The organism is Empedobacter sp. UBA7248 (assembly GCF_002472945.1).
Lineage (GTDB): Bacteria > Bacteroidota > Bacteroidia > Flavobacteriales > Weeksellaceae > Empedobacter > Empedobacter falsenii_C.
Genome location: NZ_DKSU01000002.1, coordinates 138539 through 160849, shown reverse-complemented (window position 1 = coordinate 160849; position 22311 = coordinate 138539). Strand labels below are relative to the sequence as shown.

Sequence of the window (22311 nt, the reverse complement as noted above, 5' to 3'; positions counted from 1 at the left end):
AATATAAATAAATAAAGCGACCTTTTGGTCGCTTTATTTATTACAATTTTATTGCAATTTTTTCACTAGAACATGTGGTTTCTTTATCTATTTTCTTGACATAAATTGTAGAACCTAAGAATTCATTTTTGATTGTGATTGATGATGAATCACTACCTTTATAAATCGTTTTATTCTCTTTTGGATCGAAATTATAAAGTCTATTTCCTTTTTCATCCAACCATTCGAATTTATATTTTTTATCGTCAGTATTTTTTAAAGAAAGTATAATTGTTCCGTCTTTTTTATTCTGTTTGACACTAACTTTTTCAGAAAGATTAATTTTTTCTAAAACAGAAATTTGAATCGCTTTTCCTTCAGATTTTTTGTTGTTCCAATTACTTTCTACGTAATAAGTCTTATTCTCAGTAATAGTTGGACTAATAATGTTATTTCCTTTTGCAAATGGTTGTGTAGAATTTAGCTCATCATACCAAAAATATTCAACTTCCGCTTCTGGATTTTTTACCGTTAAAGCCTGATGTCCATTGTAACAACTTTCTTGATTTTCGCCCCATGCCAAAATTGGTGAAGTTAAATTCACATTATTAGGTTTTGAAATTTCCCATTGCGTTGCGTACATATGATTCGTATGACTTTCTTTTCTCACCAATTGCGTTGTATCAGTTACTTCTGCTCTCAAAATATTTTTCTCAAGGTTGAATTGACCTCTATTTAGATGAATAGAATCCAAATTTTCTGCAATCAGTTTATTATTCAAAATCCATTTTACTTTCAATGTATTTGGAATAGGTTTAACTAAATTAAGTGTAAAAGCATTCATGTTTTCTGTGTTAAGAGGAATATCAACAGCAGGTTTTGTAGAAATAATTGGATTTGTTTTTTGATGAATTATTTCAATAAATTCTTCTTGACAAACATTACAAAAAGGTGCAATTAAATACTGCATTTTACAGAATTCGTGCGGACGAAACCATTGTGCTCTTGCATCTTTTTCACCATACGCATAAATTCCAATTCCATTTGTCCCAATCCAATTTTTCCAAGGAACATCTTGCATATTTTGCGTTTTATTTGGACCAGGAACCGTATACAACGGACCAGACCAATATTCGTCAGACAACTTTGCAAAAGAATGTCCAATTTCGTGAACAGCAATATCATTACTTTTAAAATTAACTGTTGTCGTCGCAAATTCTCCTCCAGAACCACCATAAAAAGGAGAATTAACAAGAATTACAACTTGACTATAATTAGGGATGTTATCTTTCAGAACTTGTAATACTTTTTCATTTTTCGTTGGCACAACCAAACGATGAATTCCAGAAATATCAAAACTACTTCCGAAAATTGTATTTGGATTAGTTTTCGGAACTTCATATTTCTTTACAAATTTATTATAGCGTTCAGGTAATTGATCCCAATCCACTTTTTCTGTAGGACATTCTTTGGTAGAATACGGATGAATTGCACCAGATTCTTCAGAAATACTATTTACAACAAACACATTAAAGTAATTGGTATATTGATTTAACGGCTCCGTTTTGAAAAAATAATCTGTAAACCTTTTCGCATCTTCTTTGTAATATTTTAACTCATCTTTTGTATAACCATCAGCCAAAACAACAAGGTTGATAATGTTTTTATCACTTCCTTGATATTGCAAGGTATCAATGTCAAATTTTTGTGCAGATAGAATTGAAACTGTAAATAGAGTGGTGGCTAGAACGAATAATTTTGCTCTCATAGTTGTGTTTTGAAAAAATAATACGCAATATAGTAATATGGATTTTTTTAATGAAATTTTGCTTTTAAATATTTATTATCAGATCGAAATTCTTAAATCATTATAAAACTGAAGAATATATTGTATTTTTAAGACAAGAAATAATCTTGAACCAACTATGAAAATTAAAACCAAAAAGTTTCTGAAAAAATCTTTTTACACTTTACTTATTTTAGGAATTGTAAGTCTTTTGTTTACAGCTTTTGCGAATTATAAAATAGAAAGCTCAACAGAAGAATTTGTTACAGATAAATTAGAAATTTTACCTAAAACAAAAGTTGCGGTTGTATTAGGAACTGCGCCAAATTTGGTGAGTGGTTATCAAAATTATTATTTTACGTATCGTATAGAAGCTGCAACAAAGTTGTACCACTCGGGGAAAGTGACGCATTTTATTTTGAGTGGAGATCATGGACGAAAAAATTACAATGAACCTGAAGCGATGAAACAAGCGTTGATAAAAAATGGAGTTCCAGAAAATGTGATTTATTTGGATTATGCAGGTTTTAGAACTTTAGATTCGATGATTCGTGCAAAAGAAATTTTTGGTCAGAATGAATTTATTGTAGTTTCGCAAGAATTTCACAATCAACGAGCGGTTTACATTGCACGTCAAAACGGAATTAATGCATATGGTTACAATGCAAAAGATGTCAATAAACATGCTGGATTAAAAACAAATATTCGCGAATATTTTGCTCGAACGAAAGTTTTTATTGATAGTTTTTTTGGTATTCAACCAAAGTTTTTAGGAGAGAAAATTGAGATAATTTGAATAAAAAAAGGAGAAACCAAACAAATTGATTTCTCTTCTAATATTTTTACTTCAAACTACTAAAATATCCTCTTAAAATAGCATCGTTAGCAGAATTTCGTGTATCAATTTCTAAAATCTTCGGACGATTACTTTCTGCATAAAAATCGTTGAATGAATTTTCTAAATCTGTTAAATTCGAAACAACATTATATTCAAAATCATACATTTTAGCCAAATGTTCGGCAGTGAAATGGTGTTTTGTTTCAAAATAATCTTCAACAACATCGGTTTCAGAAGGACCAGGAATAAATTTGAAAATATTTCCGCCTCCATTATTAATCAAAATAATTCTGAAATTATTCGGCATATTGACATTCCACAATGCATTCGAATCATAGAAAAATGAAATATCTCCCGTAATCATTACCGTATTTTGACCAGAAGCGATACAAGCACCAATCGCTGTCGACGTAGAACCATCAATTCCACTTGTTCCGCGATTGCAAAAAACAGGATTCGAATTGTTGTGATCGAATAATAATCCGTAACGAATAACTGTCGAATTTCCGTACTGAATTTGCCAATTTTCTGGATAATTTCTGATAATAGAATCAAATGCTTTCAAATCACAAAACGGAATCATATTGATGTAATTTTTGTGTTTGATATTATTTGCTTCTCTTGTCGAATTCCATGTGTTGTAATATTCAGATTCTTTTGGATTGACAAACGGGACAAACTGTTCTAAAAATAATTCAGGTTTCGTTTCTATTTTATCTGTTAATGCTTGGAAAGTATCTGGTTGCCAATATTCGTCCAAATGCCAATGTTGTGTTGGTTTTTGATCACGTAAGAATTTTTTAATCTTTTTTGAAACAACATTTTGCCCAATTGTCAATAAAATATCAGGTTTCAACGCTTCTAATTCTTCTTCCGAATAAGGAAAAATAACTTGATCTATTTTATTGAAAAATCGCTCATCATGAATATTTGACGTTACTTCTGTCAACACAACAACCGAATCATCTTGAGCTAATTGTTTTGCAAAATGATCAAATTCGGCATCAGGATGATGTAATCCGACCAAAATCATTTTACGCGTCGAAGCATTCCAGCGTTTCATCAAATCAATCACATCAATTTCTGGATAATCTTTTGCAGGAATTGTAATTGAATCAATTTCAATATCTGGCGTTGTTACAGATTCGTACAAAGGTTCAGAAAAAGGCATATTGATATGAATTGGCGCAGATTTGTGCATACAATCAATCAACGCATATTTCGTCAACAACATATTTCGCGTTAAATCATCTGTTTCTTCACTTTCGGAAAGCTGAACATTGTGAACCGAATGTTGTTCGAATAAATTATTTTGACGAATGGTCTGTCCATCAAAATTATCAACTAAATGTTCGGGACGATCGGCAGAAAGAACGATTACAGGAACATTTTGAAAAAAAGCTTCCGTAATTGCTGGGTAATAATTTGCCGTTGCCGAACCAGAAGTACAACAAACCACAACAGGTTTCTGAATTTGCTGAGCCATTCCCAAAGCGACAAATCCAGCCGAACGCTCGTCGATTACACTATAAGTTTTGAAACGTTTGTCATTCGCAAATTGCATCGTTAATGCTCCGTTTCGAGATCCTGGCGATAATACGATATGATCAATTCCGAAAGCCAAAAAAGTTTCGGCAATCAATTGAACATTTAATTTATTTGATATTTTTCTCAACGTAGTTGTCTTAAATTATAAAAGGTTTTGATTAGCAAATTTACTAAACAAAACCTTTCAAAAAGTATGATATTTTTAAGAATTAAGTATGTAAACCTCCGTCTACACTCAAAACTTGTCCTGTTACATAACTTGATAAATCTGAAGCTAAGAATAAACATGCATTTGCAACGTCTTCTGGCTGTCCTCCACGTTTTAATGGAATTCCATTGCGCCATTCTTCAACCACTTTTTGATCTAAAACTTCTGTCATTTCAGTTTCGATAAAACCTGGTGCAATTGCATTACAACGAATGTTACGAGAACCTAATTCTAACGCAACAGATTTAGAGAAACCAATTAAACCAGCTTTAGATGCAGCATAATTTGCTTGTCCTGCATTTCCCTTGATTCCAACAATAGATGACATGTTCACGATAGATCCAGAACGTTGTTTCATCATTGGTTTGATCACTGCTTTTGTTAAGTTGAAAGCCGAATTTAAATTTGTTTGAATTACTTTTTCGAAATCCTCTGCAGACATTCTCATCAACAAATTATCTTTCGTAATTCCAGCATTATTAATTACAATATCAACTTGACCAAACTCAGCAATTACATCTTCTACTAATTTTTGAGCAGCTTCGTAATCAGAAGCATCAGATTGATATCCTTTTACTTTACCGAATTGTCCCAATTCTTCTTCCAAAGCTTTAGCTTTTTCTACAGAAGAAGCATAAGTAAAGGCAACGTTAGCGCCATTTTTTACAAAAACTTCAGCAATACTTTTTCCAATACCGCGAGTTGCGCCTGTAACGATTGCTGTTTTACCTTGCAATAAATTCATGTTTATAGGTATTATATATTGCTTCAAAAATACGATTTTTTGTGAGAGTTAAAAATGTTAAAAAATACTTTATCAATTTTATTTAACATTTTATGGTATTATAATTGAAAATATTGATTGTTATAACCAATAAAAAAATAAAAACATGAAGAATCTATTGAAATTTTTGGCGGTAACATTTTTCGCCTTATTTGTATTCACAGCTTGTAATGATGATGACGATCCAGCAAATAACGATTTTTTTGCAGGAACTTACAAAGGTAGTTTAAGTTATAAAGACGCGAATAATTCATTATCAACTCAAAGTGGTAGTGTATTTGTAACAAAAATTGCAAGCGGAACAAAGTATAATTTTGCTTTTTCTGATAAAATTCCAGATTTAAACGGTGTTGAGTTTGAAAAGAAAGGTGACAATACTTTGGTGAGTGTTGGAGCAGATGAATTATCTTATATTAGAATTGATAATGCTAAATTGACAATTCTTTACACAAAAGACGGTAAAACTTGGACTGCAAATGCAACAAGATAATTTTTAGGAATAATAATAGAAAAGACGTTCAGTAGTGAGCGTCTTTTTTTATACAATATTTTGAGCTGAAAATTGTTAAATATAAAATGATGTTTTATGAGAACGATTGTATGTTTTGCTTCATTATTAATGATGATATTTTCTTGTAATAATGAGGATGATAGCCAGAATACTATTTATAAAGAAAAATATGAAAGACGATTTATTATTTTTCAAGATTCTTTAGGAGGAATTGTACAAGATAGTGGAGTAGTGCAAGTTTCTCAATCTAAGAATTTATATAAATTTGATTTTATCACATCTCAAAAAATTGATCCGATAGAAAATATTCAAATGGAAATGACAGGAAGCAATTCGTTAAGAAATGTGGGTTGGACACCAACAAAACTGATTATGCTTTCTAGAGATAGTATCAATATTTCTTATAAAGAAGGAAAACGATATTGGTTAGTCAATTCGATTAGTAAAAATTAATCATAAAAAAATCCACTCAATATTGAGTGGATTTTTTAGTATGATTTAAAATTTCAGATTATAATCCGAAAGCTGTTTTAATTTGATCTACGAAGTCTAATTTTTCCCAAGTGAATAATTCAACTTCAACTTCAACAACATCTTGACCATTAGCAGATTCAAAACGTTTTGAAACCGTTTTTGGATCTCTACCTAAGTGTCCGTAAGATGCAGTTTCTTTGTAAATAGGATTTCTTAATTTTAATCTTTGCTCGATAGCGAAAGGCTTCATATCAAAGATTTCAGAAACTTTTGTAGAAATTTCTCCTTCTGTTAACTCAACTTTTTGAGTTCCGAAAGTATTTACTAATAAAGAAACTGGAGCAGCGACACCAATTGCATAAGAAACTTGTACTAAAACTTCGTCAGCAACACCAGCTGCAACTAAGTTTTTTGCAATATGACGCGCAGCATAAGCAGCAGAACGGTCAACTTTTGATGGATCTTTTCCTGAGAAAGCACCACCTCCGTGAGCACCTTTACCACCATAAGTATCTACAATAATTTTACGACCAGTCAAACCTGTATCTCCATGAGGTCCTCCAATAACGAATTTTCCTGTAGGATTGATATGGTAAGTAATACTATCTGTAAATAAATCGCGTAAATGAACAGGTAGTTGCGCTTTAACACGAGGAATTAAAATACTTACTAAGTCATTTGTAATTTTATCTCTCATAGCTTCTTCGTTTGCGAAGTCATCATGTTGAGTAGAAATTACAATTGTATCGATACGAACAGGTTTGTTGTCATTATCATATTCAATTGTTACCTGAGATTTAGCATCAGGACGTAAATATGGCAATAAATCTTTCTCGTATTTACGGATATGCGCTAATTCTTTCAATAATCTGTGCGATAAATCTAACGCCAAAGGCATATAGTTTTCAGTTTCATTTGTAGCATAACCAAACATCATTCCTTGGTCACCAGCACCTTGCTCTTCGTCAGATTGTCTGTCTACACCTTGGTTAATATCTGGAGATTGCTCGTGAATTGCAGATAAAATTCCACAAGAATTTGCATCAAACATATATTCACTTTTCGTGTAACCAATTTCAGCAATTGTTTCTCTTGCTACACGTTGTAAATCAATGTAAGAATTAGATTTTACTTCACCTGCTAAAACAACTTGTCCAGTTGTTACTAAAGTTTCACAAGCTACTTTACTTTTTGCATCAAATGCTAAAAAGTGGTCAAGAATTGAATCAGAAATTTGATCGGCAATTTTATCAGGATGCCCCTCAGAAACTGATTCTGACGTAAATAAATATGACATTTCTATACTTTTTTTAAATGATAGAGGGAAGGAGAAAACTGAAGTCCTGTTTTAGCAATTGTTTTATGAGGTTGCAATCAGTCAAATCATTCCTCTCGATTTTTTTCGAGCTCAAATATACAATGAATAATATGAATAATGAAAGATATTTAACATTTATTAGTATATAAAAATTATAGAGTTTAACTTTTTATCTTTTTTAGAATAGAACAAAAACGGTGTGTTTTAATAAATTATAAATATATTTTCTGTAAACGTTTATTTTTTTTGCTCTATATAGATAATTATTCAAAATAATATTGTTACTTTAGAAAAAAATTAATTGAAATGAAATTTGACACTCTCGATCAACAACTGCTAATGTATCTACAAGAAAACAGTAAAATTACCTATAAAGAATTATCTGATAAGTTAAATTTATCGTCAACCGCAATTCATGAAAGAATTAAGAAATTAGAAAAGTCAGGAATTATTTCTAAATATGTTGCGCTTGTAAATAGAAGATTAATTAACAGAGAGCTTTTGGTATTTAGCCATATTAAGTTACAACAACATTCTGCTGATAACATCAAGATTTTCGAAAACGAAATTGTGAATTTAAAAGAAGTTCAGGCGAGTTATCATGTAAGTGGTGATTACGATTACATTATCAAAATGTCTTTCGAAAATATGGACGAATACAGAGATTTTATGGTAAATAAACTAACAACAATAAAGGTAATTGGTAGTACTCACAGTACTTTTGTTATTGGTGATGTAAAAGATGATACCGCTTTCCAATTGGTATAAAAATATAAGAATGGTTCTGATAAATTAGAATTTTTTTTGATTGAATAAGTAAAAATAGAGAAGACATGAGCAAGGAAATAGCAGTTTTAGGAGCTGGTTGTTTTTGGTGTGTGGAAGGAATTTTTAATTCGATAAATGGAGTAGAACAAGCTATCTCTGGATTTGCAGGAGGTAATGTAGAAAATCCTACTTATCGTCAGGTTTGTGATACAGATACAAATCATGCGGAAGTTGTTGAAATTACTTTTGACAATGAAGTGATATCGTACAAAGAATTATTAGAAATTTTTTGGAATATTCATAATCCAACACAGATAAATAGACAAGGAAACGATGTTGGTACACAATATCGTTCGAGTATTTTTTACACATCAGAAGAACAAAAAAAGCAAGCGGAAGAATCTTTAAAAAAATTTGATAACGGAACTTTGTATGAAGATAAATTCGTTACAACAATAGAGCCTTTAGATAAATTTTGGCCAGCCGAAGATTATCATCAAGGTTATTACAATGAAAATCCGGATCAGCCATATTGTTCGGCAGTTGTTGGGCCAAAAATTGCAAAATTTAAATCTAAATTCAAACAGATTTTAAAATAAGAAAAGCGACCAATTGGTCGCTTTCATTTTATTTTCCTTTTTTGCGTGCTTTCGCTTTTTGTTTTTGCTGACCACGGTTTTTAGGTTTAGATTTTGGTGGTTTACGTTTTGTAGGACCTCCCAAATTCACCTTTTTATTTTTATCTTTTTTCTCGTGAAATGCTGCACCACGTTCTTCAATTTTTACAGTTGTAAGCTGTTTCATTTTTACAACATCTTTCTCGAATTCACGTTTTACAGGATTGATTTTTACTTCATCTTCAGGGAAAGGAATCTCTTCAATCTCTTTATCCATCAAGGCTTCGATATCATCTAAACGCTCAATTTCTTTTTCAGAAAAATAAGAAATTGCTTCACCTTTTTTATCCGCACGTCCTGTACGTCCAATTCGGTGAATATATTGTTCTGGAATATCTGGAATCTCGAAATTGATTACATGTGTAACATCTGGAATATCTAAACCACGAGCCATAATATCAGTTGTAATAATTCCTCGGTATTCATCTCTGGTAAAGGCTTCCATTGTTCTCAAACGATAATTTTGAGATTTATTAGAATGAATTACACCAAATTCATCTGGATAAATTTCATCTAAATGATTGAAAATTAAATCAGCGTGTTTTTTATTGTTTGCGAAAATTAAAACTTTCTCAAATTTAGCTTTATCATCTAATTGATGAACAATTAAATTCAATTTTGTATTGAAATTCTCAACAGAAATAGCTGATTGAGAAATTTTTTCTAAAGGAGTTCCCGAACGAGCCAACGAAATTTCAATAGGATTTTTGAAATATTCGTGCAACATATCATCAACCTGATCTGTCATCGTTGCAGAAAATAAAATGTTTTGACGTTTATCGCTCATCATTGTAAATAAATGAATCAGTTGCGGACGAAAACCTAAACTCAACATTTCGTCAAATTCGTCAACTACTAATTTTTTCATTTCTTTGAATGATAAAACATTGTCAATCGCCAAATCTAAGACACGACCTGGTGTTCCAACCAAAATATCAACGCCTTCATACACCAATAATTTTTGTGTATTGATGTTTACACCACCATAAATTCCTAAAACACGAACATTGATAAATTCTGTTAATTGCTCTAAAATATCGGTAACCTGAACAACTAATTCGCGTGTCGGAACCAAAATAACAATCTTTGGTTGATTCGTTTTAGAGTATTGATATGTATTTAACAAAGGCAATAAATAAGCCATTGTTTTACCTGTACCTGTTTGGGCAATTCCCATTATATCTCGTCCAGAAAGAATCGGTTTGAATGATTTTTCTTGAATTGGAGTAGGGGTTGTGATATTCAACTTTTCTAAAGCCGAACTCAATTGTTTTGTTAATTCGAAATCCGCAAATGTAGCTTTCATTTTGCAAAGATAAGTTTTCTTGATGACTTCTTAAAAACTCAATGTGCAATCCGTTCAAATTCGTTGAAACTTCGTACTTTTGCATTTCGATTAAGTAAAAAGGAATAAAAATGAGTTTAAAACAATACATCACGCAGAATGTTTTAGAAGCGATTCAAAACGTTTATCAAATTAACCCTGAATCTGTTGAAATTCAGTTTACAAGGAAAGAGTTTGAAGGTGATTATACATTGGTTGTTTTCCCATTAATCAGAACTTTGAAAGGTAAACCAGAAGAAATCGGTGCTAAAATCGGTGAAAATTTGGTTGAAAATAATAAAATTACAGCGTTTAATGTTGTAAAAGGTTTCTTGAATATGAGTTTAAGTTCAGTAGAATTTTTAGAAAATTTTACTCAAAATGCACAAAATTCAACTTTTGGAATTACAAAAGTTGATGAAAATTCGAGAACGGTAATGGTAGAATATTCATCGCCAAATACAAACAAACCTTTGCATTTAGGACATGTTCGTAATAATTTGTTAGGATTTTCGGTTTCTCAAATCATTGAAGCAGCAGGAAATAATGTGATTAAAACACAAATTATCAACGATCGTGGTATTCACATTTGTAAATCGATGATTGCTTGGGAAAAATTTGGAAATGGTGAAACGCCAGAATCTGCAAATATGAAAGGCGACCATTTGGTAGGAAAATATTATGTGGAATTTGACAAACATTATCGTCAAGAAATCAAAGAATTAGAAGCACAAGGAAAAACGGAAGATGAAGCGAAAAAAGAAGCTCCAATTTTCTTAGAAGCACAAGAAATGTTGCGTCAATGGGAAGCACATGAACCAAAAGTTATTGAGCTTTGGCAAAAAATGAACGGTTGGGTGTATGATGGTTTCGCGAAAACGTACAAACGTCTTGGTGTTGCTTTTGACGAATATTTATACGAATCAAATACCTATATTTTAGGAAAAGATATTGTTGAAGAAGGTTTAAACAAAGGTGTTTTCTACAAAAGAGAAGATGGTTCTGTTTGGATTGATTTGACTGCAGAAGGTTTGGATGAAAAATTAGTTTTACGTTCTGACGGAACTTCGGTTTATATCACACAAGATTTAGGAACTGCAGTAGAGCGTTTCAAAAATAATCCAATGTTAGAAGAATTAACGTATGTTGTAGGAAATGAGCAAGATTATCACTTCAAAGTTTTGTTCTTAATCTTGAAAAAGTTAGGTTATTCTTGGGCTGATGCTTTACATCACTTGTCTTACGGAATGGTTGATTTACCAAACGGAAAAATGAAATCTCGTGAAGGAACAGTTGTAGATGCAGATGATTTGATGCAAGAAGTTTACAATACAGCAAAAGAGATTTCTGAAGAATTAGGAAAATTAGACGGAATGTCTGATGATGAAAAAGCTGAATTGTACGAAACAATTGCGATGGGTGCTTTGAAATATTACATTTTGAAAGTAGATCCTAAGAAACGTATTTTATTCGATCCGAAAGAATCTGTCGATTTTAATGGAAATACAGGACCATTTATTCAATACACTTTTGCGCGTATTCAGTCATTATTGAGAAAAGAATCTCCAAAAGAATTTGATGCAAATGCAATTGAATTGAATGATGCTGAAAAAGAAATTATTCGAGCATTATATGATTTCGAAGATACGATAGAAAAAGCAGCAACAGAAATGAGTCCAGCTTTGATTGCAAATTATGTGTACGAATTGGTGAAACTATTTAATTCATTCTACCAAAATAATCCAATCTTAAAAAATGAAGATGAAAACGTGAAAAACTTCCGTTTGTATCTTTCTCAATGGGTTGCAAATACAATTCAGAATTCGTTACGCTTGTTAGGAATTGGTGTTCCGGAAAGAATGTAATTGACTTATAAAATAAATAAAATGCCTCATCAATTTGGTGAGGTATTTTTTTAACTTTACAATATGAAAATAGGAGATTTACTGAAACAAAAAGATCCTCACGATAAATTTAATTTGAAACGATTTCACGATGCGCAAAGTTTTGTGTATGATGAAATCTTAATGGAAGTTCATGCAGGAAAAAAACAAACGAATTGGATTGTTTTTATGTTTCCTCAATTAGTAGGATTAGGTTCGAGTGATTCGTCATTAGAATTTTCGATTTCTTCGAAAGAAGAGGCGAGAGCTTTTGTGAAAGATGAAGAACTTTGGGGAAATTATTTAGAAGTTTTATCTGTATTATTAATGCAACATAAAGGCGTAATTCCGCAATTAATTTTCGGAAAAAATGATGCGATGAAACTGAAATCAAGTTTGACATTATTCAACTTTATAGTTCCGAAAGAAAAAATTATTAAAGACGTTTTGAAGTTTTTTTATGCAGATCAAGTCGATAAAAAAACATTAAGTATATTGAAACAAATGAATAAATAAAAAAATCTCGCAATTGCGAGATTTTTTTGTGAGATTATTTTTTTACAATAACTTTTGTTGAGGTAACTTCATCATCAGATTGAATATTAACTATATAATTTCCATTATTTAAATCAAAATTAATATCTTGAGTAGCATTTAAAGATTTAATTAAATTTCCTGAATAAGTATAGACATTAATTTTAATATTCGTGTTTTTTAAGTTGGAAATAAAAATCTTTCCATTAGAACTTATAACTTTTACAGAATTTTTTGTAGATACGTTTTTTGTAGATAGGGTAGAGGTTGTTCCTAGTTTTCCGTCATAAACTTCTATTTTATAAATGTTTAAAGCTTGATCGCCTCCTAAATAAATAGTTCCTGCACCTCCTTTATACTCAATGTAATCGGTTGCGATATTATCATTACCATTTACATCAACTTTACTAATAACTTCTTTTCCATCAGTTATATATAATGTTCTCGTTCCAGAAGAGCTTCCTGATTTAAACCAAACTTTTATTTTAACTGGTTCTGTTACAGAAAAGAATAAATATCTTTTCGATGGAGATATATAAGAAGTTTCAGTAGTTTCGTAACTTCCTCCGTTTAATTTTAATCGTTTGCTTCCTTTCCATGTGTCTGGAAATGTAGCATTATTGCTTTCAACAACTCCCATATTTGTAACACTTGCGCCAGCAAATAAGCCTAGGTTATCAATAATTTTAGTTTCAGAATAACCAGTTGATTCATTATTCCATGTACTAAAGTCCCATGATTTAGTTAATGTTTGAGCATTAACACTAAGTGACATTATCGTTAAAGATAATGCCGAAAAGATTAAAGATTTCTTCATAATTTCAATTTTTTTTGTGATTTATATTAATGTAATCGTTTGCATAAAGTTAATCTTATTGTTCAATTTATCAAAAAAAATACACTTTATAATGTAAATATGACGCTTTGAAATAAATGTGTTAATAATTATATAAGTTATTGATTAATAAGATGATTGTTTTCAACTATTTTTAAGAAATATTTTAAAATAATTATTAATATTGTATATAATACACGATGTATTTTTGTGTGAAAGTTAAAATTTAGATAAAGTAATGTAATCGATTACAATTAAAACACTATTTATGAAAAAAATTTTATTAAATGCTTTTGGAGTTTTAGGTATAATTAATTTATCCGCTCAAAAAGTTAATGTTACAGAATCAGCAGGGTGGTTAGAATCTGCTTATGTTAAATGGAATCCTCCTTCTGAAGCTGTTGACAGTTACAATGTATATTATTCAGGGAACGGAATCAATAATAAAAAAATAGATACTCAATTAATAAGGAATTACGGATCTTTTTTCAGAGCTGATATTTTAGGATTGGCTTCTGGAGAATATACATTTAAAATAGTATCAGTTGTAAATGGTCTTGAAAAAGAGAATGTTGTCACAAGTAATGTAACTGTATTACCTTATGACCGTAAAGGTTTTGCACATAGTAACAATAGAGCACCAGGAGCGTATAATTTTGACGGAACATTAAAAAATGATGCTGTTGTTTTGTATGTTTCAGAGGATAACAAGAACTCTATAAGTTTGAATGTTACTGGGGCAAATAGTAATCCTTGTGTTGGTTTACAAAATATCTTAGATGGTTTTAAGAAAGGAAAAGATACTAGACCTCTTGTTGTACGTCTTTTAGGAAATTTAACTGATTTTTCATACATGTTGAATGGAGATATTGTTATAGAAAATAATAATAATAGTGGAAGTTATATCACATTTGAAGGTGTTGGAATAGATGCTGTAGCAAATGGATGGGGAGTACGAATTAAAAATGCTTCAAATGTAGAAATTCGTAATCTAGGTTTTATGTTAACTGATGCAGCTGAAGGAGATAATATAAGCTTGCAACAGTCCAATGATTATATCTGGGTACATAATAATGACCTATTTTATGGTTTTCCTGGAAAAGATGCAGATCAAGAAAAAGGAGATGGAGCTTTAGATGCAAAAAAGTCTGGCTATATCACTTTTTCGTATAATCATTTTTGGGATAATGGTAAATCAAGTCTGCTTGGTTTGAGCGAAGCGAATACAGTTAATGCTTATGCAACTTATCATCACAATTGGTTTGATCATTCAGATTCTAGACATCCTCGTGTAAGAACTTATACAACTCACATTTATAATAATTATTACGATGGTAATTCTAAATATGGTATTGGAACGACTATGGGTGCTTCTATTTTTGCAGAAGGCAATTATTTCAGGAATTCAAAATATCCTATGTTGATTTCTAAGCAAGGAAGTGATATCGCATCTAATTCAACAGGAACTTTTTCTAATGAAGATGGCGGAATTATAAAAGCATTTAATAATTATATAGAAGGAGCTAATTCATTTTTGCCTTACGATGCATCTTCAAATCCTATTCAGTTTGATGCTTATGTTTCAAAAACAAGAGATGAAGTATTAAGTTCTTCTATTAAAGCTTTGAAAGGAGCTTCGGTTTATAATAATTTTGATACTAATTCTTCATTTTATGTAAAGAATTTGATAGTTGATGAACCAAGTATAGCAAAAGATAAAATTATGAAATACGCAGGTCGAGTAGAAGGAGGAGATATAAAATTTACGTTTGATAATTCTGTTGATGATAAATCGTACGCAGTAAATCAGGCATTGATGAGCTTGTTGAAAAATTACAAATCTTCATTAGTTTATGTTCAAGGTATCGATTATACACCTGTAAGTACGCACACATTAGTAATACCAACTAATAATGATCAGACAGTAAAACCGAATACAGCAATAGAACCAATGAATTTTGTTTGGGGAGGAACAGCTAGCGATATAGAAATAGTTGGACTTCCTGCAAATGGAGTAGATTTTACGAAAGATATTTCGAAAAAAACATTATCGGTATTTGGTACACCAACTTCAGATACAAGTTTTACAGTTAAAACCATTGGTACAGGAACACCAATTTCAGCAACAGGTACCATTACAATTGATACAGATGAAACAAGTGCAAGTGTAGAAACACATAACTTTACAATAAACGGTTTGTCAAGTAAGTTTTATACATTTTCTGGAACGGCTAATATTAATTCGACAGATGGAACGGCTACTTATGATGAGTTGACTTTTACAAAACGTCTGAAAATAGAATCTGCAACAGTTATTAGTTATACGACTAAAAAGAAATCAACTTTAACATTGGTTCTTGATCCAAGTTTTAATGGTAAGATAAAGCTTAATAGCGTAAATTATGTGGCAAAAGATGGTATTGTAATTATAAATGACGTTCCTATTGGTGAAAATAAAATTACAAAAGGCGATACGGCTAACTTATATTATATCAAAACTGAATTTGAAAAAGAAAATCTGATGACATCAGAAGTTAGCATCACTAATTCGAATATTTCTATTTATCCAAATCCAGTTCAAGATAAATTTGAGGTGAGAACTAATTTGAATAATAAGATTAATAAAGTTACGGTTTTAAATACTTTAGGACAAGTTGTAAAACAAGTGAACAATCAATCAACAATTGGAATGAAAGGATTGAAATCTGGTATTTATATTGTTCAAATCGAAACAGAAAATGGTATTGAAACTAAAAAAATTATAAAGAAATAATAAAATAGCATTATAATTAATTAACAAAAAGTCTACTCACTTTATATGAGTAGACTTTTTTATTTACAACGAATTACGACTCTCTATTCCCAGAGTATTGTAAATAACCTTCAAATGATATTTCACTGTATTCTCAGAAATATAGAGTTCAGTTGCAATTTCTTTATTTGTAAATCCTTTTTTTACTAATTCGATGATATCCAATTGCCTTTCCGAAAGATTATAATCACTTAAAATAATTTTCTTTTCAACTTGATTTGCATTATTTGAATGATTAATCAAATTAGAAAGTTTATTTCTCATCCGTTCATTTTCATTTTCAACAAGTTTTCTTTTTTCGATGTTTATCTTGTAGAATTTATAAAGAACAATTAATAATATGATCAAAATTGCAGAAATAATAACCAGAAATAGTCGGATATTTTTCTGATTTCGAACTTCTAAATCGTTTCGTTTGTTAATGATTTCTCTTTCTAAATTTTGCAATTTTCCACTTTGATTAATTGCATCATAATCGGTTGCAAGATCATTCACAATTAATCTTGTTTTATATGCTTTTTCCCAATCTTCATTCTGAGCATAATACCAAGTAAGAGATTCATACATATTCAAAATATAAAGTTTTATACCAAAATGTTTTGCATAATATAACCCTTTGCTAAAAGCTTCTAAAGCCTTCTTATTGTCTTTTGTTTCTGTATATAAGTGTAAAAGCTTTCTATAAATATTAGGTAAATGTTTGGGAGATTTTTGCTTCAAAATTTCTATACCTTCCAAATAATCTTTTTCTGCCTGGATATAATTTTTATTTATACTATTCATTGTGCCTAGAACAGAAATATAAAAGCCATACGTTTCGGCATCCAAATATTTTAAATTAGATTTATTTACTTTTTGGAGCAATTCCTCAACCTTATCATATTTTAAATAATCAAATTGGATAAAGATTCGTTCAATCAAAACTCTTGTCTCAACTTCGGATTTGTATTTAGCACTCTTTAAACCATATTTTTCAGCAACGTTTAAATTTTCTTCTGCTTCTGGATAATTTAATAATGTTTTATATGTAAGATATTTTAACAAATACAGATTATATAAATCGTAATTCGTTACGTTTTTAGAATGTATAATACTATCTAATTTGATAATTGATTTATCAAATGAACCGATTTCATTATAAGATGAAATTTCTTTTTTTAGAATTTCGGAATTTATTGTATTTCCTATCCCTACCTGGGTGAAAAATAGAGTAAAGAATATTAAAAGTGTTTTGTTATTCATTTTTATTATATAACTGATATTTAGTAAAGTAACTCAACTACCCATAGGTAGTAATCATTAAACTACCTCATAACTACTCCTGCAAAAGTAGGAATTTAAGTACTGAATCCTAAAATTTGCAAAGAATTTATTTACACATAAATCTAGTGTTAATAGCTAATTATTTATAAAAATGAAGATTATTTTATCTACTTTATTACTATTGTTGTGTAGTATAGGTTTCTCTCAAAATTTGGATTATAAAAATTTAAAACAATTTATTGGAAATCGAGTAAATGAGTTAGAGGATTTTTATAAAGTTTCTTCTGCATCTGTTGAAGATAATTTTGGAAATCAAAAAGTAATGTACAACTCAGTAAAAATTGAACCATATACGTTGAATATTGAGGTAGAAACTGAAGGTAAAAATATAAAACGTATTGTGGTCAAAAATTCTGAAAATAGAACTAGTTTCTTTAAAAATATTGCAGAAGAAATAGAAAAAGAAGCTCCAATTAAGAAAAACTATAAGACGTATTATATTTCTTTAGTTAAGAGCTCAACAAAAAAGAAAATCTATCAAGAATCAATTGATCACTTAATTGATTTATTGAAAAAACCGACCACCAATCTAAAAGAAAATTATGGTTTACTGGAATCTAGTCCTCTAAAAACCACAATTACAATCAACGAAACTGAAAGTATTTTAGAAATCAATTAAAATTAAGTCAATATTTAAAACAATTAACAATGAAAAACATTTTTATTTTAGGATTAGGTCTTATGGCTTCGCTAGCATTTGGACAAGTAGATAAAATTTACAAACATTCTGGTGAGATTATCGAAGGTCAGATTAAGCGTGTAGGAGAATTTACGGTAGAGTATACGTATGATGGAGAAGATGCTATACAGTCTTTGAGTAAATATTCTGTTAATAAAGTATTTTACGGGAAAAGTACACGTATTGAAGATGTTTCTGATAAAATTGAAATTACTGACGATAAAGATTGGGGGAAAGTGATTATTTTGGAAGATAAATCTTTGGTTGCAGGTTTGAAAAAAGGAGATGATTTAAAATCTAAAACAGGTATGATTAACTTCAGAACTGGAAATGGAAAAGATGAACGTGCAGAAAAAGTTTTGAAACAACAAGCTGCAGAAGTTAGATGTCCATTTATTCTATTATTATCTGATAAAATGACAGGTAAATCGGCAAAGAAAACAGGAAGCTGTTACAAGTACCAATAATAGAATTACTAAAAACTTTTAACTATATAATGTACTATTAATTATTTGACAAATAAGTCGTGGTAACTCGCGGCTTATTTTCTTTTAAAAAAATGAACAAAGAAATAGTGTATTCACGAAAACGCAAACGAACAACAAATTTTGGTTCGAAAAAAATAAATTACTTAGATATTTTGATTGTTGTTTCAATTATCATTGTTACAATTTCAATTATAATTAACTATTTAAATTAATTTTCTAGAAATGCTCGCTACTACTTCACTTTACTTTTGATCCACTTCGCAACGGGTTTCTCAAAATATTCAAACGTTAATGCACTTAGAATTAAAGCAATTACAAAATAAATTCCAATTTTCTGAAAATCATTGATTTTAGGTAAATATTGATTTCCATATTTTATCACAATCATATGAATCATGTAAAACGCAAAACTGATTTCACCTAAATAAACCAAGGTTTTGTGTTGAAGAATTCTCGAAAAGAAACCTTTTTGTAATGCAAAAATTAGAACAATTCCAACCATCGGAATCCAATAATAAATTCCGTAACGAAAAGCTCTCGCAACATCATTGTGGAAGTAAAAAAAGATTGCCAAAACTGTAATTGCAATGATTTCTATTAAAGTTCCTTTTGAAAAATTGATAGGCGTATCTTTTATCTTTTTATAGATTTGACAGGTAATAATTCCTAAAATAAAATCGAAACTGCGAACAATTGGATTGATGTAAAAAATTGCTTTTTCCAACTTCATATTTGTTTTGAAATAAGGTTCTGCAAAAATGATAATCGGAATAATTAGTAATAAAATATATTTCAGTTTCGGAAATTTATGCAACCAAATCACATAAAAAGGAAACATTAAATAGAAAAATAATTCGGTCGAAATACTCCATGAAACGTTATTAATAGAGAAATAAAAGTCTTTTACCGGAATGTAAGATTGTAATAAAAATAAGTTTGCACCTGCAATATCCCAATGAAAATAACCTTGCCAAACATTGATGATAACAAACGGCAACATAACACAAAAGGTTAGGACATGAAGCGGATAAATACGAGCAATTCGCGCGATATAAAACTTCTTTTTGTCAAAATTTGGATTGTCGATGACTTTCTTTTCGTAATTAAGCGCCAAAACAAATCCGCTCAAAATAAAGAAAAAACCAACACCAAGATAACCTTCGAAAAAGACGTTATTTTTTAGATAATTATACCAAGCTAAATCGGTTTTTACAAACGTTAAATGGCTTAAAAAAACGACAAAAGCAAAGAAAAAACGTAAAGAAGTTAAGCTGTTTAGCATCAGTCAATAATTTTAATTTCCATTTGATAATATTCGTCAAACATGCGAATAAATTCGTCCAATTTACTTTCTCTTACCGAAATTGTAAACATACATTTATCAGAAAAATGTTTGTCTTTAATTTCTCCAGAAATACGATCGACATTGCGCTCTACAATTCCTTGTTGATCATAATTGAAAACCATTTTTACACGCTTCGAAACAAATTTTTCTACAATATTCGCTTCTTCTAACACAACTTGCGCTGCATATTTATAGGCTTTTACCAAACCAGGAATTCCCAATTTTGTTCCGCCAAAATAACGTACAGAAACAATCAAAATATTGGTGATTTCACTTGATAAAATTTGATTATAAATAGGTAAACCAGCCGAACCGCTTGGTTCTCCATCATCATTTGCACGATGATTTTTACCATCAATTCCAAGTGCGTACGCGTAACAATGATGATTGGCGTCGGGATGTATTTCGTGCAATTGATCCAAATAAATTTTGATGTCATCTTCATTTTCAACTGGATAAGCAAAATTAATAAACTTACTACCCAATTCTTTGAAAATTACATCTTCCACCGCTTTCTCGATTGTACGATAATTGTCCGTCATGTTGTATTGAAAAGTACCGCAAAGATAGTTTAAATACTACTTTTAAAGAAAAAAGGTTTTATATTTATGAGTGATGAAAAAGAATAAACTTTCAAAATCAATAAAAATTATTTTAGCAATTCTATTAATTGGATTGGCGTACTCGGTTTTTCAATATCATTCTGATCATGAAAAAAATGCAGTCATAAAGCAAATTTTGGTTGATACAAATATTATTTCTGGTTATAATATAGCAGAGGCTGAAGATAATATAGAATTTGATTCAGAATATTTAAAATCATTTCCATTAATTGACAAGCCTTCTGTTTATACACAATTACTATTTTCAAATTTAAAAGAATTGGTAAATTACAAAAGTAGAAATGCGTTTAAGAATCTCTCTAATAAGAATCAAAAAACAACTTTTTATTATTCAGTTTCTGAACCAATTTTATCCTCAAATTCTGATTTAGCACTTATCAAAATAACAGAACATTGCGAAATGTTATGTGGAGAAAGTTCAGTTTATATTTTTGAAAAAGTGAATGGAAAATGGAAGATTAAAGAAAAAATCTTAATTTGGATAAGTTAATTATGTAAAAAAGAACCTTAAAATCTAAGGTTCTTCAATTTCTATTCTATTTTCGAAAATATTTAATTCGTCATTCAAAAAACGATGCTTTTCAGTTCGAGTTCCTTTCAGTCGAGGAGCTAAAATACCTTCATTCCAAATAGTATCCGAACTCAAAATTCGTGCTTCATCCCACAAATCAGCATCAATAAAATGTTGTATGGTATCACTTCCACCTTCAATAATCAAGGATTGAATATTGTTTTCGTACAAATAATCCATTACTTGCGGCAATATTTTTTGCGTAAAATCTAATTGAACAAGTTCTAAATTTTCTTCAGAACAATTTTCAATCGAATTGAAAATTACAGTAGGTTGCGTTTGATCAAACAAATGGAAACTTCTCGGAATAGCTAAGTTTTTGTCAATAGCAATTCTTAACGGATTATTTCCTTCCCATAATCGCGTGTTAAGCTGCGGATTATCAATTAAAGCTGTGTTTTTTCCAACCAAAATAGCTTGTTCTTCTGTTCGCCATTTATGCACTAACTGTTTTGTATATTGGTTTGTAATCCACAATTGTACATCATCACGCCCCATATATCCATCTTCAGTTTGCGCCCATTTTAAGATAATATACGGACGTTTTTTCTGATGAAAAGTGATAAAACGTTTATTAAGTTTGATGCATTCTTTTTCCAAAACGCCTAAAGTTACATCAACACCATTTTTCAGCAAACGCAAATAACCTTGTCCATTTACTTTCGCAAAAGGATCTAGAGTTCCGATTACGACTTTGGGAATTTCTTTTTCTATAATCAAATCCGCACAAGGAGGCGTTTTTCCGTGATGTGAACAAGGTTCTAACGTAACATATAACGTAGATTCTTTTAATAATTCTTGATTTTTAACCGAATTAATTGCGTTCACTTCGGCGTGTGGTCCACCATATTCTGACGTAAAACCTTCGCCTATAATTTTGTTGTTATGTACAATAATAGAACCAACAAACGGATTAGGATATGTTGTTCCTAACCCGTTTGTTGCAATTTGTATACAACGAGCCATATATTGCTCATCGATAGATTGTTGTGTCATGCCCAAA

At 30.2% G+C, this 22311-nt stretch carries 21 protein-coding genes; 11 read left to right on the top strand and 10 right to left on the bottom strand.

All coding sequences use genetic code 11. The features are described from left to right. Positions 1 to 40: 40 nt before the first annotated feature. Positions 41 to 1747: a M64 family metallopeptidase gene (locus B4A23_RS00875; protein ID WP_291115786.1), complete on the bottom strand. Its 1707-nt coding sequence runs from the start codon at positions 1745 to 1747 to the stop codon at positions 41 to 43. Between the two features lie 157 nt (positions 1748 to 1904). Between B4A23_RS00875 and B4A23_RS00870 the strand changes: the two genes are divergently transcribed. Continuing rightward, the gene (locus B4A23_RS00870; protein WP_291115783.1) at positions 1905 to 2561 is read left to right on the top strand and encodes a SanA/YdcF family protein; all 657 of its coding nucleotides are present in this window, start codon (positions 1905 to 1907) and stop codon (positions 2559 to 2561) included. A gap of 46 nt (positions 2562 to 2607) precedes the next feature. Here B4A23_RS00870 and menD read toward each other — a convergent pair whose 3' ends face one another. Then, positions 2608 to 4278: a 2-succinyl-5-enolpyruvyl-6-hydroxy-3-cyclohexene-1-carboxylic-acid synthase gene (gene menD, locus B4A23_RS00865; protein ID WP_291115780.1), complete on the bottom strand. Its 1671-nt coding sequence runs from the start codon at positions 4276 to 4278 to the stop codon at positions 2608 to 2610. 82 nt (positions 4279 to 4360) lie between these two features. Then, positions 4361 to 5104, bottom strand: a complete 744-nt coding sequence (gene fabG, locus B4A23_RS00860) for a 3-oxoacyl-[acyl-carrier-protein] reductase (RefSeq protein WP_038336119.1) — start codon at positions 5102 to 5104, stop codon at positions 4361 to 4363. 145 nt (positions 5105 to 5249) lie between these two features. Between fabG and B4A23_RS00855 the strand changes: the two genes are divergently transcribed. After that, positions 5250 to 5633, top strand: coding sequence for a hypothetical protein (locus B4A23_RS00855; RefSeq protein WP_180904669.1), 384 nt, complete (start codon positions 5250 to 5252; stop codon positions 5631 to 5633). Positions 5634 to 5729: 96 nt separating this feature from the next. Next, positions 5730 to 6107, top strand: a complete 378-nt coding sequence (locus tag B4A23_RS00850) for a hypothetical protein (protein WP_286511746.1) — start codon at positions 5730 to 5732, stop codon at positions 6105 to 6107. Positions 6108 to 6165: 58 nt separating this feature from the next. Here B4A23_RS00850 and metK read toward each other — a convergent pair whose 3' ends face one another. Beyond that, a complete protein-coding gene (metK, locus tag B4A23_RS00845; RefSeq protein WP_291115777.1) occupies positions 6166 to 7425 on the bottom strand; it encodes a methionine adenosyltransferase in 1260 nt (419 codons plus the stop codon). 327 nt (positions 7426 to 7752) lie between these two features. Here metK and B4A23_RS00840 point away from each other — a divergent pair, with 327 nt between their 5' ends. Beyond that, on the top strand, positions 7753 to 8214 hold the full coding sequence (locus B4A23_RS00840) for an Lrp/AsnC family transcriptional regulator (RefSeq protein WP_115001022.1): 462 nt from the start codon (positions 7753 to 7755) through the stop codon (positions 8212 to 8214). Between the two features lie 65 nt (positions 8215 to 8279). Continuing rightward, positions 8280 to 8813, top strand: a complete 534-nt coding sequence (gene msrA, locus B4A23_RS00835) for a peptide-methionine (S)-S-oxide reductase MsrA (protein ID WP_291115774.1) — start codon at positions 8280 to 8282, stop codon at positions 8811 to 8813. Between the two features lie 28 nt (positions 8814 to 8841). On the opposite strand, the gene B4A23_RS00830 is transcribed toward msrA, so the two are convergent. Next, positions 8842 to 10197 (bottom strand): DEAD/DEAH box helicase, encoded by a 1356-nt coding sequence (locus tag B4A23_RS00830; RefSeq protein ID WP_286511747.1) that lies wholly within the window; start codon positions 10195 to 10197, stop codon positions 8842 to 8844. A gap of 110 nt (positions 10198 to 10307) precedes the next feature. On the opposite strand from B4A23_RS00830, the gene argS reads away from it, so the two are divergent. Further along, positions 10308 to 12080, top strand: a complete 1773-nt coding sequence (gene argS / locus B4A23_RS00825) for an arginine--tRNA ligase (protein WP_291115770.1) — start codon at positions 10308 to 10310, stop codon at positions 12078 to 12080. Between the two features lie 63 nt (positions 12081 to 12143). Next, positions 12144 to 12614, top strand: coding sequence for a DUF1810 family protein (locus B4A23_RS00820; protein WP_135835150.1), 471 nt, complete (start codon positions 12144 to 12146; stop codon positions 12612 to 12614). Positions 12615 to 12648: 34 nt separating this feature from the next. On the opposite strand, the gene B4A23_RS00815 is transcribed toward B4A23_RS00820, so the two are convergent. Beyond that, complete coding sequence (locus B4A23_RS00815) at positions 12649 to 13449, bottom strand: T9SS type A sorting domain-containing protein (RefSeq protein WP_291115767.1); 801 nt, start codon at positions 13447 to 13449, stop codon at positions 12649 to 12651. A 286-nt stretch (positions 13450 to 13735) separates the two neighbouring features. Here B4A23_RS00815 and B4A23_RS00810 point away from each other — a divergent pair, with 286 nt between their 5' ends. After that, complete coding sequence (locus B4A23_RS00810) at positions 13736 to 16240, top strand: T9SS type A sorting domain-containing protein (RefSeq protein ID WP_291115764.1); 2505 nt, start codon at positions 13736 to 13738, stop codon at positions 16238 to 16240. 63 nt (positions 16241 to 16303) lie between these two features. Here B4A23_RS00810 and B4A23_RS00805 read toward each other — a convergent pair whose 3' ends face one another. Further along, complete coding sequence (locus tag B4A23_RS00805) at positions 16304 to 17521, bottom strand: LuxR C-terminal-related transcriptional regulator (RefSeq protein WP_291115761.1); 1218 nt, start codon at positions 17519 to 17521, stop codon at positions 16304 to 16306. Positions 17522 to 17693: 172 nt separating this feature from the next. On the opposite strand from B4A23_RS00805, the gene B4A23_RS00800 reads away from it, so the two are divergent. Continuing rightward, complete coding sequence (locus B4A23_RS00800; RefSeq protein WP_291115758.1) at positions 17694 to 18221, top strand: hypothetical protein; 528 nt, start codon at positions 17694 to 17696, stop codon at positions 18219 to 18221. Positions 18222 to 18250: 29 nt separating this feature from the next. Beyond that, a complete protein-coding gene (locus B4A23_RS00795; protein WP_244957947.1) occupies positions 18251 to 18748 on the top strand; it encodes a hypothetical protein in 498 nt (165 codons plus the stop codon). Positions 18749 to 19001: 253 nt separating this feature from the next. On the opposite strand, the gene B4A23_RS00790 is transcribed toward B4A23_RS00795, so the two are convergent. Together B4A23_RS00790 and B4A23_RS00785 are read right to left on the bottom strand one after the other, a co-directional pair. Further along, positions 19002 to 20051, bottom strand: a complete 1050-nt coding sequence (locus B4A23_RS00790; protein ID WP_291115755.1) for an acyltransferase family protein — start codon at positions 20049 to 20051, stop codon at positions 19002 to 19004. Beyond that, a complete protein-coding gene (locus B4A23_RS00785; RefSeq protein WP_291115752.1) occupies positions 20051 to 20656 on the bottom strand; it encodes an IMPACT family protein in 606 nt (201 codons plus the stop codon). The genes B4A23_RS00790 and B4A23_RS00785 overlap by 1 nt, the downstream gene beginning before the upstream one ends. Positions 20657 to 20729: 73 nt before the next feature. Between B4A23_RS00785 and B4A23_RS00780 the strand changes: the two genes are divergently transcribed. Then, the gene (locus tag B4A23_RS00780) at positions 20730 to 21227 is read left to right on the top strand and encodes a hypothetical protein (protein ID WP_286500733.1); all 498 of its coding nucleotides are present in this window, start codon (positions 20730 to 20732) and stop codon (positions 21225 to 21227) included. A gap of 24 nt (positions 21228 to 21251) precedes the next feature. Here the strand turns inward: B4A23_RS00780 and ribD are convergent, their stop codons facing one another. Further along, positions 21252 to 22304: a bifunctional diaminohydroxyphosphoribosylaminopyrimidine deaminase/5-amino-6-(5-phosphoribosylamino)uracil reductase RibD gene (gene ribD / locus B4A23_RS00775; RefSeq protein ID WP_280036294.1), complete on the bottom strand. Its 1053-nt coding sequence runs from the start codon at positions 22302 to 22304 to the stop codon at positions 21252 to 21254. Positions 22305 to 22311: the final 7 nt, after the last annotated feature.

Coding starts and splice junctions, on each gene's coding strand:
- B4A23_RS00875 (WP_291115786.1), bottom strand. CDS start 1,747: ATGAGAGCAAAATTATTCGTTCTAGCCACCACTCTATTTACAGTTTCA.
- B4A23_RS00870 (WP_291115783.1), top strand. CDS start 1,905: ATGAAAATTAAAACCAAAAAGTTTCTGAAAAAATCTTTTTACACTTTA.
- fabG (WP_038336119.1), bottom strand. CDS start 5,104: ATGAATTTATTGCAAGGTAAAACAGCAATCGTTACAGGCGCAACTCGC.
- B4A23_RS00855 (WP_180904669.1), top strand. CDS start 5,250: ATGAAGAATCTATTGAAATTTTTGGCGGTAACATTTTTCGCCTTATTT.
- B4A23_RS00850 (WP_286511746.1), top strand. CDS start 5,730: ATGAGAACGATTGTATGTTTTGCTTCATTATTAATGATGATATTTTCT.
- metK (WP_291115777.1), bottom strand. CDS start 7,425: ATGTCATATTTATTTACGTCAGAATCAGTTTCTGAGGGGCATCCTGAT.
- B4A23_RS00840 (WP_115001022.1), top strand. CDS start 7,753: ATGAAATTTGACACTCTCGATCAACAACTGCTAATGTATCTACAAGAA.
- msrA (WP_291115774.1), top strand. CDS start 8,280: ATGAGCAAGGAAATAGCAGTTTTAGGAGCTGGTTGTTTTTGGTGTGTG.
- B4A23_RS00830 (WP_286511747.1), bottom strand. CDS start 10,197: ATGAAAGCTACATTTGCGGATTTCGAATTAACAAAACAATTGAGTTCG.
- argS (WP_291115770.1), top strand. CDS start 10,308: ATGAGTTTAAAACAATACATCACGCAGAATGTTTTAGAAGCGATTCAA.
- B4A23_RS00820 (WP_135835150.1), top strand. CDS start 12,144: ATGAAAATAGGAGATTTACTGAAACAAAAAGATCCTCACGATAAATTT.
- B4A23_RS00815 (WP_291115767.1), bottom strand. CDS start 13,449: ATGAAGAAATCTTTAATCTTTTCGGCATTATCTTTAACGATAATGTCA.
- B4A23_RS00810 (WP_291115764.1), top strand. CDS start 13,736: ATGAAAAAAATTTTATTAAATGCTTTTGGAGTTTTAGGTATAATTAAT.
- B4A23_RS00805 (WP_291115761.1), bottom strand. CDS start 17,521: ATGAATAACAAAACACTTTTAATATTCTTTACTCTATTTTTCACCCAG.
- B4A23_RS00800 (WP_291115758.1), top strand. CDS start 17,694: ATGAAGATTATTTTATCTACTTTATTACTATTGTTGTGTAGTATAGGT.
- B4A23_RS00795 (WP_244957947.1), top strand. CDS start 18,251: ATGAAAAACATTTTTATTTTAGGATTAGGTCTTATGGCTTCGCTAGCA.
- B4A23_RS00790 (WP_291115755.1), bottom strand. CDS start 20,051: ATGCTAAACAGCTTAACTTCTTTACGTTTTTTCTTTGCTTTTGTCGTT.
- B4A23_RS00785 (WP_291115752.1), bottom strand. CDS start 20,656: ATGACGGACAATTATCGTACAATCGAGAAAGCGGTGGAAGATGTAATT.
- B4A23_RS00780 (WP_286500733.1), top strand. CDS start 20,730: ATGAAAAAGAATAAACTTTCAAAATCAATAAAAATTATTTTAGCAATT.
- ribD (WP_280036294.1), bottom strand. CDS start 22,304: ATGACACAACAATCTATCGATGAGCAATATATGGCTCGTTGTATACAA.